Raw genomic sequence first — 14,888 nt, forward strand, 5'->3', positions numbered from 1 at the left:
GGGCTCAAGAGTACTTTGTCTCACCGACAGCCCATGTCGACGGGGTTGGCCGAGCTCGGCCGACCCCGTCGGCGGGGCGCGGGGCGGGCCGGATCAGCCCGCGACCGGGTCGCCCTTGGTGTACGTCAGGCGCTCCACGGCGCCGGGCTTGAAGTCGTCCTCGATCTTCTTGCCGTTCACATACAGCTCGATCGCGCCGGCGTCACCGAGGATCAGATTGATCTTGGCGCTGTCCTGGAAGGTCTTGGACTGGCCCTTGTCCAGCAGGCCGTCGAAGAGCATCCGCCCGTTGTGGTCCTTGGCCGAGATCCAGCTGCGTCCGTTGGGGGCGCTGACCTGGACGGTGACCTTGTCCTGCGGGGCGGCCGCGATGGCGCTGTCGGTGGGCTCCGGAGCCGGGTCGGCGGGCTTGTCCTTGGTGGGCGCGGGCGAGGCGGCCTTGCTGGTGGCGGGCGTGGCGCCCTCGGCGAGCTGCGACTTGGAGTCGCTGCCGCCGTCACCGCCCTTGACCGCGGTGAAGCCGACGAAACCGATCACCACGACGATCGCGGCGACCATCGCCGCGGTCCAGTTGGGGCCCCGGCGCTCGGGACGGATCCGCTCGGCCTCGAACAGGGGCGCCGCGGGAGTGGGCGCGGGCCGGCCGCCGTGCTCGGCGTCGTACTGGGCGACCAACGGCTCGGGATCGAGATGGACGGCCCTGGCCAGGTTTCGGATGTGGCCGCGCGCATACACGGCGCCGCCACAGGGGCCGAAGTCGTCCGCCTCGATGGCATGCACGATGGCGAGGCGGACACGAGTGGCGCTGCTGACGTCGTCCACGGTGAGCCCGGCCGCGATCCGCGCCTGCTGGAGGGCACGGCCCACGGGGATTCGGGCTTCCTGGGACTCGTCTGGGAAGGGACGCTCGTCTTCAGGGGAGTTGCCGATGGACACGGGGGCGCCTTTCGAGCGTGTAGCCACCTGTGCTGGAAGCTCAGTCTAGGGGGGGTACGAAAGGGTGGGGCAACCGGGCGGTAGGAACTTCTACGCCATCGGAATGGCCCGACACTCCGAGGGCTGGACAGGCGGATACCCCGAGAAGGGACGCTCACCTGTCCTCTCGCTCAACTTGACGTAGGACAAAGGGAAACGGTTGCCCGCCGCTCTCTAACGGGTGGATCACGGCGGGCGGGAACGCAGCACGACGGCACGGCTGGATCACGCCGGAACGAACGCATCACGGCGTACCTCCGCCCGGCGTTCGTCGTGCGGAACCGGGCGGCTCTTATTACTATCCCTCGGATTCGCCGCGAATCACGGCGAGCACGCCGTCCAGTTCATCGGGTTTCACCAGAACGTCACGTGCCTTGGATCCCTCGCTGGGCCCCACGATGTTGCGGGACTCCATGAGGTCCATCAGCCGGCCGGCCTTGGCGAAGCCGACGCGCAGCTTGCGCTGGAGCATGGAGGTGGACCCGAACTGGGTGGACACGACGAGTTCGGCCGCCTGGCACAGCAGGTCCAGGTCGTCGCCGATGTCCTCGTCGATCTCCTTCTTCTGCTTGGTGCCGACCGTGACGTCCTCGCGGAAGACCGGCGTCATCTGCTCCTTGCAGTGCCGTACGACCTCCGCGACCTCCTCCTCGGTCACGAAGGCGCCCTGCATACGGGTCGGCTTGTTGGCGCCCATCGGCAGGAAGAGGCCGTCGCCCTTGCCGATCAGCTTCTCGGCGCCGGGCTGGTCGAGGATGACGCGGGAGTCGGCCAGCGAGGAGGTGGCGAAGGCGAGCCGGGAGGGCACATTGGCCTTGATCAGACCGGTGACCACGTCGACCGAGGGGCGCTGGGTGGCGAGTACCAGATGGATACCGGCGGCGCGCGCGAGCTGGGTGATGCGCACGATCGAGTCCTCGACGTCGCGTGGGGCGACCATCATCAGGTCGGCCAGCTCGTCCACGATCACCAGCAGGTACGGATACGGCTGGAGCTCGCGCTCGCTGCCCTCCGGCGCCTTGGTCCTGCCCTCGCGCACGGCCCGGTTGAAGTCGTCGATGTGCCGGTAGCCGTAGGCCGCGAGGTCGTCGTAGCGCAGGTCCATCTCGCGCACGACCCACTGGAGCGCCTCGGCGGCCCGCTTGGGGTTGGTGATGATCGGCGTGATCAGGTGCGGGATGCCCTCGTAGGCGGTCAGCTCGACCCGCTTGGGGTCGACCAGGATCATCCGCACGTCCTCCGGGGTGGCGCGCATCATGATCGAGGTGATCAGGCAGTTGATGCAGGACGACTTGCCGGAGCCGGTGGCACCGGCGACCAGCATGTGCGGCATCTTCGCCAGCGAGTGCATGACATAGCCGCCCTCGACGTCCTTGCCGAAGGCGACCAGCATCGGGTCGTCGTCCTCGGCGGACTCCGCGAGCCGCAGCACGTCGCCGAGGTTGACCATCTCCCGGTCGGTGTTGGGGATCTCGATGCCCACCGCGGACTTGCCGGGGATGGGGCTGATGATCCGCACGTCCGGGCTGGCGACGGCGTACGCGATGTTCTTGGTGAGCGCGGTGATCCGCTCCACCTTCACGGCCGGGCCGAGCTCGACCTCGTAGCGGGTGACCGTCGGACCGCGGGTGAAGCCGGTGACGGCCGCGTCGACCTTGAACTCGGTGAAGACCTGGGTGAGCGAGGCGACTATGGCGTCATTGGCCTCGCTGCGCACCTTGCCGGGCCCGCCGCGCTGGAGCAGGTCGAGGGCGGGCAGCGAGTAGGTGATGTCGCCGGCCAGCTGCAGCTGCTCCGCGCGCGGGGGCAGGTCGCGCGGCTCCTCGGGGGCCTTCTTCGTGAGGTCGGGTACGACGGAGCCCTTGCCCTGCTCGGGGCGGGCGGCCGGGACCGGCCTGGCGGGTGCCGGGGCGGCCTTGGTGGCGGCCGGCTCCGGGTCCGCGGTGGCGGGCGTCTCGGGGGCCGGGACCGGGGTGGTCTCCTCGCGGTCGCCGACGCTGACGCCCTGGGTGAGGTCGGCGACCAGCGGGGAGGGCGGCAGGCCGTGCTGCACGGCGCCGTCGAGCGCGGCGGCGGCAGCGGCGGCCACGTCCACGGCGTCCATCCGGCGCCGCGGATCCGGCTGGGGCACCGCGGAGCGCCTGGGGCGGCCGCGGCGGCTGGAGAGGGCCTCTTCCTCGGCCTCGTCGGGCTCGTACGCCCGGGGACCGCCCGAGCGGCCGCGGGAGCGCGCGGGCAGCGCCTCGCGCCACTGCTCCTCGTAGCGCTCGTCGTCCTCGCCGAACTCCTCCGGCTCGTGTTCGTGCAGCACACCGAGGCGCACCCCGAGGGCGCGCAGCCGCTGCGGGACGGCGTTGACGGGGGTGGCGGTCACCACGAGCAGCCCGAAGACGGTCAGCAGTACCAGCAGCGGCACGGCGAGCATCTCGGTCATGGTGTACGTCAGCGGGGTGGCCGCCGCCCAGCCGATGAGACCGCCGGCGTCCCTTATGGCCTGCATGCCGTCGCTGCGAGCGGGCGAGCCGCACGCGATGTGGACCTGGCCGAGCACTCCGATCAGGAGCGCCGACAGGCCGATCACGATCCGACCGTTGGCCTCCGGCTTCTCCGGGTGCCTGATGAGTCGTACGGCGATCACCGCGAGCAGTATCGGCACCAGCAGGTCGAGCCGGCCGAAGGCGCCGGTCACCAGGACCTCCACCAGATCGCCCACGGGGCCCTTGAGGTCGGCCCAGGTGCCGGCGGCGACGATCAGCGCGATGCCGAACAGCAGCAGCGCCACGCCGTCCTTGCGGTGGGCCGGGTCGAGGTTCTTGGCGCCCTGCCCTATGCCGCGGAAGACGGCGCCGACCGCGTGCGCGAGCCCGAGCCAGAGGGCGCGCGCCAGGCGGTACACGCCCCCGGTGGGGCTGGGCGCCGGCTTCGGCGGCACCTTCTTGGCCGCGGTCTTCCGGGCGGGCGCCTTCTTGGCGGGCGCCTTCCTGGCCGGGGCCTTCTTCGCGGCGGCGGCCTTCTTCGCCGGACCCTTCGCGGGAGCGGCAGCCTTCTTCGCGGGCTGCTTCTTGGCTGCGGAGGGACGTGAGGCCATGGGTCTGAGGTTACCGGTGGAGACGACGGCGGACACGTGTGCCCACAGCTTCACCCGTTCGTGTCGCCCCTGCCGGGGCGCGGAACTGACGTGGGCTCATGGGCAACGGGAGCCTCGGGGCGCCTCAGTTGGCCGGTGACACCGCGGGGCCGCCCGCGCCGGTGCCCGGCTCCAGGGCGTCGAGCGCGCGGCGCAGTCCGGTGAGTTTGCGCTCCAGATGGGCCGCCGTGGCCACCGCGGCCGCGTCCGCGGAGTCGTCGTCCAGCTGCTTGGACAGCGCCTCCGCCTGCTCCTCGACGGCCGCGAGCCGCGCGGACAGCTCGGCGAGCAGCCCGGCCGACTCCTTGCCACCGACCGCGCCCTTGCCGCCGCCCTCCAACTGGAGCCGCAGCAGCGCCGCCTGCTCGCGCAGCTGGCAGTTCTTCATGTACAGCTCGACGAACACCGAGACCTTGGCGCGCAGCACCCATGGGTCGAACGGCTTGGAGATGTAGTCCACCGCGCCGGCCGCGTAACCCCGGAAGGTGTGGTGCGGGCCGTGGTTGATCGCGGTGAGGAAGATGATCGGGATGTCCCGGGTCCGCTCGCGCCGCTTGATGTGCGCCGCTGTCTCGAACCCGTCCATGCCCGGCATCTGGACGTCCAGCAGAATGACCGCGAAATCGTCCGTGAGCAGTGCTTTGAGCGCTTCCTCCCCGCTCGATGCCCGCACCAGCGTCTGATCGAGCGCAGAGAGGATGGCCTCCAGCGCCAGCAGATTCTCCGGCCGGTCATCGACCAGGAGGATCTTGGCCTTCTGCACCATGGCCCGCCCTCCTCGCCCCGGCGGTACACCGGGCGCCGCCCCAGGGGACGACTCCCTTTCGCCGCCCGTCCTTGTGCCGGTCATCGTAGCCGCACCCCGCTTGTCGCCACACCCTGTCACCGCGATGTCACCGTGCACACAGCGGAAACGCGGCGGGAACCCGGATGGTTCCCGGAACCCCACGTTCCCATACGTCCCCGACCACCTTAAGCGCACAACTCCGCGCACCGGCCGGGGGTTCCCCGGGTGTTCACACCATGGTCGGCCGATCCCGTCACTTCCCCCCCATCCACTGCTGGAGCACGCCCAGCAGATGGTCCGAATCCACCGGCTTGGTCACATAGTCGGAGGCGCCCGCCTCGATCGCCTTCTCCCGGTCGCCCTTCATCGCCTTCGCGGTCAGCGCGATGATCGGCAGCCCGGCGAACTGCGGCATCCTGCGGATCGCCGTCGTCGTCGCGTAGCCGTCCATCTCCGGCATCATGATGTCCATCAGGACGACCGCCACGTCGTCGTGCTGCTCCAGGACCTCGATGCCCTCGCGGCCGTTCTCGGCGTACAGCACCGAAAGGCCGTGCTGCTCAAGGACGCTGGTGAGCGCGAAGACATTGCGGATGTCGTCGTCGACGATCAGCACCTTCTGCCCGCCGAAACGCACCCCGCGCGCGGACTGCGGCGCCCCGTCCAGCTCGGGCACCGCCCACTGCTCGGCGCGCTGCTCGCCCTGCGGCAGGCTCCGCCTGCGGCGCCGGAAGAGCGCCGCGGGCCCGTTCTGCATCTCCAGGTACGACTTGACCTCGGCCGGCGTCTCGATCTCGGGGGCGGACAGCTGCGAGGCCTGCTCCGCCGCGGCGGCCGCCAGGTCGCCGGCCTCCAGCGGGGCCACCGACTGCTGGTAGCCCTGCGGCGGCAGCTCGCTCGGGTACAGCGGCAGGTACAGCGTGAACGTGGAGCCGCGGCCCGGTTCGCTCTGCGCGTGGATCTCACCGCCGAGCAGCTGCGCGATCTCCCGCGAGATCGACAGACCGAGGCCCGTGCCGCCGTACTTGCGGCTGGTGGTGCCGTCCGCCTGCTTGAACGCCTCGAAGATCACCCGCATCTTGCTGGCCGCGATCCCGATCCCGGTGTCCGTCACCGAGAACGCGATCAGCTCGCCGTCCGGATCGGTGAGCGACCCGGCCTCCAGCAACTGCTCCCGGATGTTGCGCGGCACATCCGCGCCCGCCGGCCGGATGACCAGCTCCACCGACCCGGAATCGGTGAACTTCACCGCGTTGGACAGCAGATTGCGCAGCACCTGGAGCAGCCGCTGCTCGTCGGTGTGCAGGGTCGCGGGCAGCTCCGGGGAGACCCGCACCGACAGGTCCAGGCCCTTCTCCGCGGTCAGCGGCCGGAAGGTGGCCTCCACGTAGTCCACGAGCTGGACGAGCGCGATCCGGGTCGGCGAGACGTCCATCTTGCCCGCCTCGACCTTCGCGAGGTCCAGGATGTCGTTGATCAGCTGGAGCAGATCGGATCCCGCGCCGTGGATGGTCTCGGCGAACTCGACCTGCTTGGGCGACAGATTGCCCTCGGCGTTGTCGGCGAGCAGCTTGGCCAGGATCAGCAGCGAGTTCAGCGGCGTGCGCAGCTCGTGCGACATGTTGGCCAGGAACTCGCTCTTGTAGCGCATGGACACCGCGAGTTGCTCGGCGCGCTCCTCCAGGACCTGCCGCGCCTCCTCGATCTCGGTGTTCTTCACCTCGATGTCCCGGTTCTGCCGGGCCAGCAGCTCGGCCTTCTCCTCCAGTTCGGCGTTGGAGTCCTGGAGCGCCTTCTGCCGGTTCTCCAACTCCGCCGAACGCTCGCGCAGTTGCTCGGTCAGCTCCTGCGACTGCTCCAGCAGCTGTTCGGTCTTGGTGTTGACCGAGATGGTGTTGACGCTGGTCGCGATCACCTCGGCGATCTGGTTCAGGAAGTCCTTCTGGATCTGCGTGAACGGCGTGAAGGAGGCCAGTTCGATCACCCCGAGCACGGTGTCCTCGAACAGCACCGGCAGCACGATCACCTGCGCGGGCGGGGCCTCGCCAAGCCCGGAGGAGATCTTCAGATAACCGTTCGGCGCGTCCGAGACCAGGATGGTGCGCCTCTCCTGGGCGGCCGTACCGACCAGCGCCTCACCCGGCCGGAACGACGTCGGCATGGAGCCCATCGAGTAGCCGTACGAGCCCAGCATCCGCAGCTCGTAGGCGTCCTTGCCGTCACCGGCGTCCTTGCCCTCCATGCGCGACATCGCCAGGAAGAACGCGCCGTGCTGCGCGGAGACCACCGGCGTCAGCTCGCTCATGATCAGCGAGGCCACGTCCTGGAGGTCGCGGCGGCCCTGCATGAGCGCGGAGATGCGGGCCAGGTTGCCCTTGAGCCAGTCCTGCTCCTTGTTGGCGATCGTGGTGTCACGCAGGTTCGCGATCATCTTGTTGATGTAGTCCTGGAGTTCCTGGATCTCGCCGGACGCGTCGACGTCGATCTTCAGGTTCAGGTCGCCGCGGGTCACCGCGGTCGCCACCCGCGCGATGGCGCGCACCTGCCGGGTCAGGTTCCCGGCCATCTCGTTCACCGACTCCGTCAGGTCCCGCCAGGTGCCGTCCACGTCCCGCACCCGCGCCTGACCGCCCAGCTGGCCCTCGGTGCCCACCTCGCGGGCCACCCGCGTGACCTCCTCGGCGAAGCTGGACAGCTGGTCGACCATCGTATTGATCGTCGTCTTCAGCTCCAGGATCTCGCCCCGGGCGTCGATGTCGATCTTCTTGGTCAGATCGCCCTTGGCGATCGCCGTGGTGACCATCGCGATGTTGCGCACCTGACCGGTCAGGTTGGACGCCATCTGGTTCACCGACTCGGTGAGGTCCTTCCAGGTGCCCGCCACGCCCGGCACATGCGCCTGGCCGCCCAGGATGCCGTCCGTGCCCACCTCGCGGGCCACCTTGGTGACCTGGTCGGCGAACGAACTCAGCGTCTTGACCATCGTGTTGATGGTGTCGGCGAGCTGCGCGACCTCACCGCTCGCCTCGATCGTCACCTGCCGCGTCAGATCGCCGTTGGCGACCGCCGAGGCCACCTGGGAGATGTTGCGCACCTGCATGGTCAGGTTGTTGGCCATCAGGTTGACGTTGTTGCTCAGGTCCTTCCAGATGCCCGTGACACCCGGCACATGCGCCTGGCCGCCGAGCATGCCCTCGGTACCCACCTCGCGGGCCACCCGGGTCACCTGCTCGGCGAACGACGACAGCTGGACGACCATGGTGTTGACGGTCGTGACCAGTTCCAGGATCTCGCCCTTGGCGTCGACCGTGATCTTCTTCGACAGATCGCCCTTGGCGACGGCGGTCGTGACCTCGGCGATGTTGCGCACCTGGATCGTCAGGTTGTTCGCCATGAAGTTCACCGACTGCGTGAGGTCCTTCCAGGTGCCGGAGACCCCCTGCACCTCGGCCTGACCGCCCAGGATGCCCTCCGTGCCCACCTCACGGGCCACCCTGGTGACCTCCTGGGCGAACGACGACAGCTGGTCCACCATCGTGTTCAGGGTGTTCTTCAGCTCCAGGATCTCGCCGCGCGCGTCCACGGTGATCTTCTGGGAGAGGTCGCCGCCCGCCACCGCGGTGGCGACCTGCGCGATGTTGCGCACCTGGGCCGTCAGGTTCCCGGCCATGCCGTTCACCGAGTCCGTCAGGTCCCGCCACACACCGGCGACACCGGGCACCTGCGCCTGGCCGCCGAGGCGGCCCTCCGTACCCACGTCCCGGGCCACCCGGGTCACCTGGTCGGCGAAAGCGGACAGCTGATCGACCATGGTGTTGATCGTGTCCTTGAGCTCCAGGATCTCGCCGCGCGCGTCCACGTCGATCTTCTGCGACAGATCGCCGTTGGCCACCGCCGTCGTCACCTGGGCGATATTGCGCACCTGGGACGTGAGGTTTCCTGCCATGAAGTTGACGGAGTCCGTCAGCTCCTTCCAGGTGCCCGACACGCCGTCCACCTGGGCCTGACCGCCGAGGCGGCCTTCCGTGCCCACGTCCCGCGCCATCCGCGTGACCTGGTCGGCGAAGCTCGACAGCTGGTCCACCATGGTGTTCACGGTGTTCTTCAGCTTGAGCATCTCGCCGGAGACGTCCACGGTGACCTTCTGCGACAGATCGCCGTTCGCCACCGCCGTCGTCACCTGGGCGATATTGCGCACCTGGCCGGTGAGGTTTCGGAACGCGGTGTTGACGGAGTCCGTCAGGTCCTTCCACGTCCCCGCCGCGCCCGGCACCTGCGCCTGGCCGCCCAGTTCGCCCTCGACGCCGATCTCCCGCGCGACCCGTGTCACCTCCGCGCCGAAGGACGACAGCTGGTCCACCATCCCGTTGACGGTGTTCTTGAGCTCCAGCATCTCGCCGGCCACGTCCACCGTGACCTTCTGCGAGAGATCGCCGTTGGCCACCGCGGTCGTCACGGCGGCGATGTCCCGCACCTGGGTCGTCAGGTTCCGGAACACCGTGTTGACCGAATCCGTCAGGTCCTTCCAGGTACCGGCCGCGCCCGGCACGTTCGCCTGCCCGCCGAGCCGGCCTTCCGCGCCGACCTCGTTGGCCACGCGCGTGACCTCGTCCGCGAAGATCCGCAGCGTCTCGGTCATCTGGTTGATCGTCTCGGCCAGCTGCGCGACCTCGCCGCGCGCCTGCACCGTCACCTTCTGCGACAGATCACCGTTCGCCACCGCCGTGGTGACCTGCGAGATCCCGCGCACCTGGGCGGTCAGGTTGCCCGCCATCGTGTTGACGGAGTCGGTCAGTTCCTTCCACACGCCGGCCACCTCGGGCACCTGCGCGCGGCCGCCGAGGATGCCCTCGGTGCCCACCTCCCGGGCCACCCGCGTGACCTCCGAGGAGAAGGCCGAAAGCTGATCCACCATCGTGTTGACGGTGTTCTTCAGCTCCAGCATCTCGCCCGCGACATGCACGGTCACCTTGCGCGACAGATCACCCTTGGCGACCGCCGTCGTCACCAGCGCGATGTCCCGCACCTGGGCGGTGAGCCGGTCCGCCATCGTGTTGACGGACTCCGTCAGGTCCTTCCAGGAACCCGACATGCCCCGCACCCGGGCCTGACCGCCGAGCTTGCCCTCGGTGCCGACCTCGCTGGCCACCCGGGTGACCTCGTCGGTGAACGTCGACAACTGGTCGACCAGGTTGTTGACGGTACGGCCGACCTTCAGGAACTCCCCCCGCAGCGGATGCCCGGTGCCGCCGTCCGGCGCCTGCGTCCGCAGCTCCATGCGCGGCGACAGATCGCCCTCCGCGACCGCGGTCAGCACCCGGCCGACCTCGGAGACCGGTCGTACGAGATCGTCCACCAGCGCGTTGGAGTGGTCGATCGCCGTCGCCCAGGAGCCCTCGCAGGCCCCCGTCTCCAGTCGCTCCGTGAGTTTTCCCTCACGACCGACCATGCGCCGTACCCGGGACAGCTCGCCGGTCAGATGCAGATTGCGGTCGGCCACCTCGTTGAAGACCGCCGCGATCTCCGACATCACGCCGTCACCGGAGACCGTCAGCCGTTTGCGGAAGTTCCCGTCACGCATCGACACAAGGGCCGCCAGCAGCCGGTTCAGGGCAGCGGTGTCCACCTCGGTGGTACCGCCGCTCCTGCCCAGGGACGGTCCGCCCTTCGCGCGCGTCTTCGTGCCACGCGTCGCTGCGCCAGACTCCACTGTGTCCCTCCCGGGGGATCGACCCTTGCTGCCCTAGCGGGACGCTTCCGTCCGGCATACCGGTCTTCGGCATACCGGTTACTTCCGCGTACCGGTTACTGCTGCGTATTTCTGCCAGATGAGATCCGGCCACACCAAGAGCTGCTGCCCGCCGTTCACGGAACACACGCGGCGCGACCCGACCTTCATCAGAAGCCTGCCCAGTGTTTCACCCTGCCCGAACCAGGCCATAACAGTTCGGCAGCTTCGCACATCGTCCGCACACCCTGGGGGGTAAACACCGGCGACCGGCACCCGCTCGGACGGCGAAGGTAAGTAACCTTGCACCCGGCTGTCCAGCCGCACCGGTCCCGTCCGGCCTGGGCGGTGGCACCAGTACGAGCGGGCATCGGAGGGGCGGCCGCAGACCATGACCACCGGACTGATCCCGGGGGGACAGCCCCCGGAGCAGCGGCCGACCGAGGCGCCGATGCCGCAGCAGCGGCTCGACCCGGCCGGCCCGTCCGCCCTGCCCGCCCTGCCCGCCCTGCCCGCCGACAACCGGCCGAGGAGTTCTGTGATCACCGCGCGCGCGGCCGCCAGTTTCGAGCCCGTCGGACGATCCGTGGCGACCGCCCGGTCCTTCGTCCGCGACACACTCCAGGGCTGGGGCTTCGCCGACATCGTCGACGACGCCGTCGTCCTCACGAGCGAACTGGTGACCAACGCGGTCGTGCACGCCGGCACCCATGCGGAGGTGCTCTGCCTGCGCACCGACGACGGGGTGCGCATCGAGGTCTCCGACCACTACCCCGAGCGCGAGGTCCCGCTCCAGACCTCCGCCAGCCCCATGGCCAGCCCCGACCGCGAGGGCGGCCGCGGCCTCCAGCTCTGCGCCGCCCTGGCCACCCGCTGGGGCGTCGACTACACGCCGACGCACAAGCACGTCTGGTTCCAGCTCAACCTGCCCGAGCGACCGGTCGGCACCCGCACCGCAGGACCCGCCCTCCCCGCCGACCTGCTGCCGGTGGCCGACGGCCGGGTCCGCGTCGCCGTCCTCCAGGTCGACCGCAAGGGCACCCTCACCTCCTGGAACGAGGACGCGGAGGACCTCTTCGGCCACCCCGCCGCCGAGGCCGTCGGCAGGCCGCTGACCGAACTCGCCGCCTGGCCGCACACCCCCGGCACCAGCACCGGCGTCGCCGAGGCGCTCCAGCTCTCCCGCTGGGAGGGCAGCTACGGCATCCGCGGCGCCGACGGCCGCGTCGTCCAGGTGTACGCCTCCCACCTGCGGGTCCGTGACACCGGTGGCGAGCCCTCCACCGTGTGCCTGCTGGTGCGCGACCACGAACGCGCCGTACTCCAGACACCCACCCGGGTCCCGGCCGGCGACCAGAGCAGCGCGCAGGACGGCCAGAGCACCGACCCCTTCGAGGTCTTCATCGGCTCCCCCGCCCCCGACGACCTCGACGGCCTGCTCCAGCGCACCGTGGAACGCGCCCGCGACATGCTCGACGGCGACTCCGCGTTCCTGCTGCTGGCCACCGACGACGAGACCGAGCTGGAGGTCCGCGCCTCTACCGGGCTGCCCTCCGCCCGCCAGCGCTTCGCCCGCGTCCCCGTGGAGGCCGGCCCCGGCCGCTACGGCTCCGCGCGCATGCCCGCCGTCCACGACGACCTCAGCGCCGTCCCCGGCGCCGTCCCGCTGCTCGGCGGCACCGGCATGCGCTCGGTCGTCACCGTCCCGCTGAAGGTCGAGGGCCGCCTCACCGGCTCCCTCGGCGTCGCCGCGGAGGCATCGGGCCGGTACTCCAACGAGGAGGCGCTGCGCCTCCAGTTCGCCGCCGACCGCATCGCCCTGGCCGTGGAGTCGGCGCGCCTCGGCGAGCTGGAGCGGCTGCGGCGCGGCTCCCTGAGCTTCCTGGTCGAGGCGTCCGACCTGCTGGCCGGCACCCTGGACCGCGACCAGACGCTGGCCCTCATGGCCCAGATGACGGTCCCCACCCTGGCCACCTGGTGCGCCGTCTACACCATCGCCGACCAGGCCTCCGACCCGTATCTGTCGTACGTGCTGCACGAGGACGAGGAACTCATCGACGGCATCAAGTCGTTGCTGTCGAAGATCGCCCCGCCGGACCCGGTGCCCACGCCCGGCGCGCGTGTGTGGACGACCCCGGGCGAGGTCGCCCACCAGGCCGCCCTGCGCACCTCCATGCGCACCCTGGGCCTGGCCGGCGGGCCCACGCACCGGATCACCGGGGGCATCGGCCCGACCCTCGCCACGGCCTCCGCGGTCGGTGGCGAAACGGTCGTCCTGCCGCTCGTCGCCCGCAACCGGGTCATCGGCATGCTGGTCCTCGGCAAGCCCACCGACGAACACTTCCGCCAGGAGATCCTGGAACTGGCCGAGGACCTGTCCCGCCGGGCCGCCCTGGCCCTGGACAACGCCCGCCTGTACTCGGAGCGCACGGCCATCAGCCAGGCCCTCCAGCGCAGCCTCCTGCCGCCCGGCACCCCGCACATCGACGGCGTCGAGGTGGAGGTCATCTACCGCGCGGCCGGCGAGGGCAACGAAGTGGGCGGCGACTTCTACGACCTCTTCCCCATCGGCAACGGCGCCTACGGCTTCGCCATTGGCGACGTCTGCGGTACGGGTCCCAACGCGGCCGCGGTCACCGGCCTCGCCCGGCACGCCCTGCGCCTGCTGGCCCGCGAGGGCCTCAGCGGCCCCGCGGTTCTTGAACGGCTGAACTCGGCCATTCTCGACGAGGGCGACCGCAGCCGGTTCCTGACGCTCCTTTACGGCGAGCTGCGGCCCCAGCCGGACGGCAGCGCCGAGCTGAAGGTGGTCTGCGCCGGTCACCCGCTGCCGCTGCGCCTGCGCCAGGACGGCACGGTCACCCCGGCCGCCGAACCGCAGCCCCTGCTGGGCGTCATCGAGGACCTGGAGCTGTACGAGGAGCGGGTCACCCTCGATCCCGGCGATGTGCTGCTCTGTGTCACGGACGGCGTCACCGAGCGCCGCGAGGGCTCCCGCATGCTGGGCGACGACGGCCTCGCCGATGTCCTCACCACCTGCACGGGTCTGACGGCGGGCGCGGTCGCCGCTCGCATCATGCGCGCGGTGGAACGCTTCGCGTCCGACGCCCCGTCCGACGACATGGCCATTCTGGCGATGCGGGTCCCGGGCCTCCACCACAACGAGGGCTGAGCCGGGGCGGCTTGGGGCCGCCCCGGACATACGAAGAAGGCCCCACCCGAAAGGGTGGGGCCTTCTTTCTTTTGAAGAGCCCCCAAACGGAATCGAACCGTTGACCTTCTCCTTACCATGGAGACGCTCTACCGACTGAGCTATAGGGGCCTGTCGCTTTCGAGGTTTCCCTCGCGGCGACAAAGAAACTGTACCCCGAACCGGCCCGTGTTCCCAAATTCGTTCGGGAGCCGGTCAGAAGGCGGGCTGGAGCAGTCCGCCAAGGGCGTTGCAGGCCGCGGCGACGCGCTGCATCTCCCGCTTGGTCAGCGAGGCGTCGACGGGCAGCGCGAGCGTCTCGTCGGCGGCCCGTTCGGTCTGCGGCAGGGACACGCAGCGGCGGAACTCCGGCAGCCGGTGCACGGGCGTCTTCACCGGTACCCGGCAGTCGACTCCCTTGGCCCGTAGGGCGCGTGCGAAGGCGTCCCGGTCCGGCCGGCCGTTGCCGGGCACCCGCACCACGTACTGCTGGTAGGTGTGTCCGTCCCCGCCGTCCGGGGTCCGCACGCCCTTCAGCTTGGTGTCCAAGTAGGCGGCGCGCTCGCGCCGTTGTGCCGTCTCGTCGAGCGCGACCTCGGACTCGCCCTGCTCCAGGACCAGCAGCTCGTGCCGCTGTCCCAGGGCGTGCAGCCGTCCGATGTCGGCCCGCCGGCCGAAGCGGTGGACGACAACGACGGCCGCGGTGCGGGGAGTTACGGCCGCCTCGACCGCCTCGGGGTCCAGGCAGTAGGTCACGGGGTCTATGTCGGCGAACACGGGGAGCGCGCCGGCCAGGGTCACTGCCTCGGCGACCTCGACGTTCCCGAAGGCCGGTACGACGACCTCGTCACCGACTCCGACGCCGGCCGCCCTGAGCATTGCGGAGGTTCCCATGTACGGGATGCTCGGCGCACAGGGTGAACGACACGTTACGCAGAACAAAAAAAGGTCGGACCCTGAACCGAAGTTCAGGATCCGACCTTTTGAAAAATTGTTCGGCGGCGTCCTACTCTCCCACAGGGTCCCCCCTGCAGTACCATCGGCGCTGAAAGGCTTAGCTTCCGGGTTCGGAATGTAACCG

At 70.1% G+C, this 14,888-nt stretch carries 6 protein-coding genes, 1 tRNA gene and 1 rRNA gene; 1 reads left to right on the forward strand and 7 read right to left on the reverse strand.

The window, feature by feature from the left end; genetic code table 11:
• Positions 1 to 93: 93 nt before the first annotated feature.
• From AB0N90_RS32055 to AB0N90_RS32070, 4 genes are all read right to left on the reverse strand, one after another.
• Positions 94 to 936, reverse strand: coding sequence for a RodZ domain-containing protein (locus AB0N90_RS32055; RefSeq protein ID WP_365202501.1), 843 nt, complete (start codon positions 934 to 936; stop codon positions 94 to 96).
• A 337-nt stretch (positions 937 to 1,273) separates the two neighbouring features.
• A complete protein-coding gene (locus AB0N90_RS32060) occupies positions 1,274 to 4,063 on the reverse strand; it encodes a DNA translocase FtsK (RefSeq protein ID WP_365202502.1) in 2,790 nt (929 codons plus the stop codon).
• A 124-nt stretch (positions 4,064 to 4,187) separates the two neighbouring features.
• Positions 4,188 to 4,868 carry a response regulator gene (locus AB0N90_RS32065; RefSeq protein ID WP_085566856.1) on the reverse strand — a complete coding sequence of 227 codons (681 nt, stop codon included), beginning with the start codon at positions 4,866 to 4,868 and terminating at the stop codon, positions 4,188 to 4,190.
• 274 nt (positions 4,869 to 5,142) lie between these two features.
• The gene (locus AB0N90_RS32070) at positions 5,143 to 10,599 is read right to left on the reverse strand and encodes a HAMP domain-containing protein (protein ID WP_361677529.1); all 5,457 of its coding nucleotides are present in this window, start codon (positions 10,597 to 10,599) and stop codon (positions 5,143 to 5,145) included.
• Positions 10,600 to 11,008: 409 nt separating this feature from the next.
• Between AB0N90_RS32070 and AB0N90_RS32075 the strand changes: the two genes are divergently transcribed.
• On the forward strand, positions 11,009 to 13,789 hold the full coding sequence (locus tag AB0N90_RS32075) for a SpoIIE family protein phosphatase (protein ID WP_365202503.1): 2,781 nt from the start codon (positions 11,009 to 11,011) through the stop codon (positions 13,787 to 13,789).
• Positions 13,790 to 13,866: 77 nt separating this feature from the next.
• On the opposite strand, the gene AB0N90_RS32080 is transcribed toward AB0N90_RS32075, so the two are convergent.
• From AB0N90_RS32080 to rrf, 3 genes are all read right to left on the reverse strand, one after another.
• Positions 13,867 to 13,939, reverse strand: a tRNA-Thr gene (locus tag AB0N90_RS32080).
• Between the two features lie 84 nt (positions 13,940 to 14,023).
• On the reverse strand, positions 14,024 to 14,686 hold the full coding sequence (locus AB0N90_RS32085; RefSeq protein ID WP_361678149.1) for a DegT/DnrJ/EryC1/StrS family aminotransferase: 663 nt from the start codon (positions 14,684 to 14,686) through the stop codon (positions 14,024 to 14,026).
• A 114-nt stretch (positions 14,687 to 14,800) separates the two neighbouring features.
• Positions 14,801 to 14,888 (reverse strand): 5S ribosomal RNA (gene rrf / locus AB0N90_RS32090); the annotation flags it as partial.

Source organism: Streptomyces sp. NPDC093018 (assembly GCF_040684035.1).
Lineage (GTDB): Bacteria > Actinomycetota > Actinomycetes > Streptomycetales > Streptomycetaceae > Streptomyces > Streptomyces murinus.

Excerpts from the sequence above, each read along its gene's own strand:
- AB0N90_RS32060 (WP_365202502.1), bottom strand. The coding sequence starts at position 4,063 with ATGGCCTCACGTCCCTCCGCAGCCAAGAAGCAGCCCGCGAAGAAGGCT.
- AB0N90_RS32065 (WP_085566856.1), bottom strand. The coding sequence starts at position 4,868 with ATGGTGCAGAAGGCCAAGATCCTCCTGGTCGATGACCGGCCGGAGAAT.
- AB0N90_RS32075 (WP_365202503.1), top strand. The coding sequence starts at position 11,009 with ATGACCACCGGACTGATCCCGGGGGGACAGCCCCCGGAGCAGCGGCCG.
- AB0N90_RS32085 (WP_361678149.1), bottom strand. The coding sequence starts at position 14,686 with ATGCTCAGGGCGGCCGGCGTCGGAGTCGGTGACGAGGTCGTCGTACCG.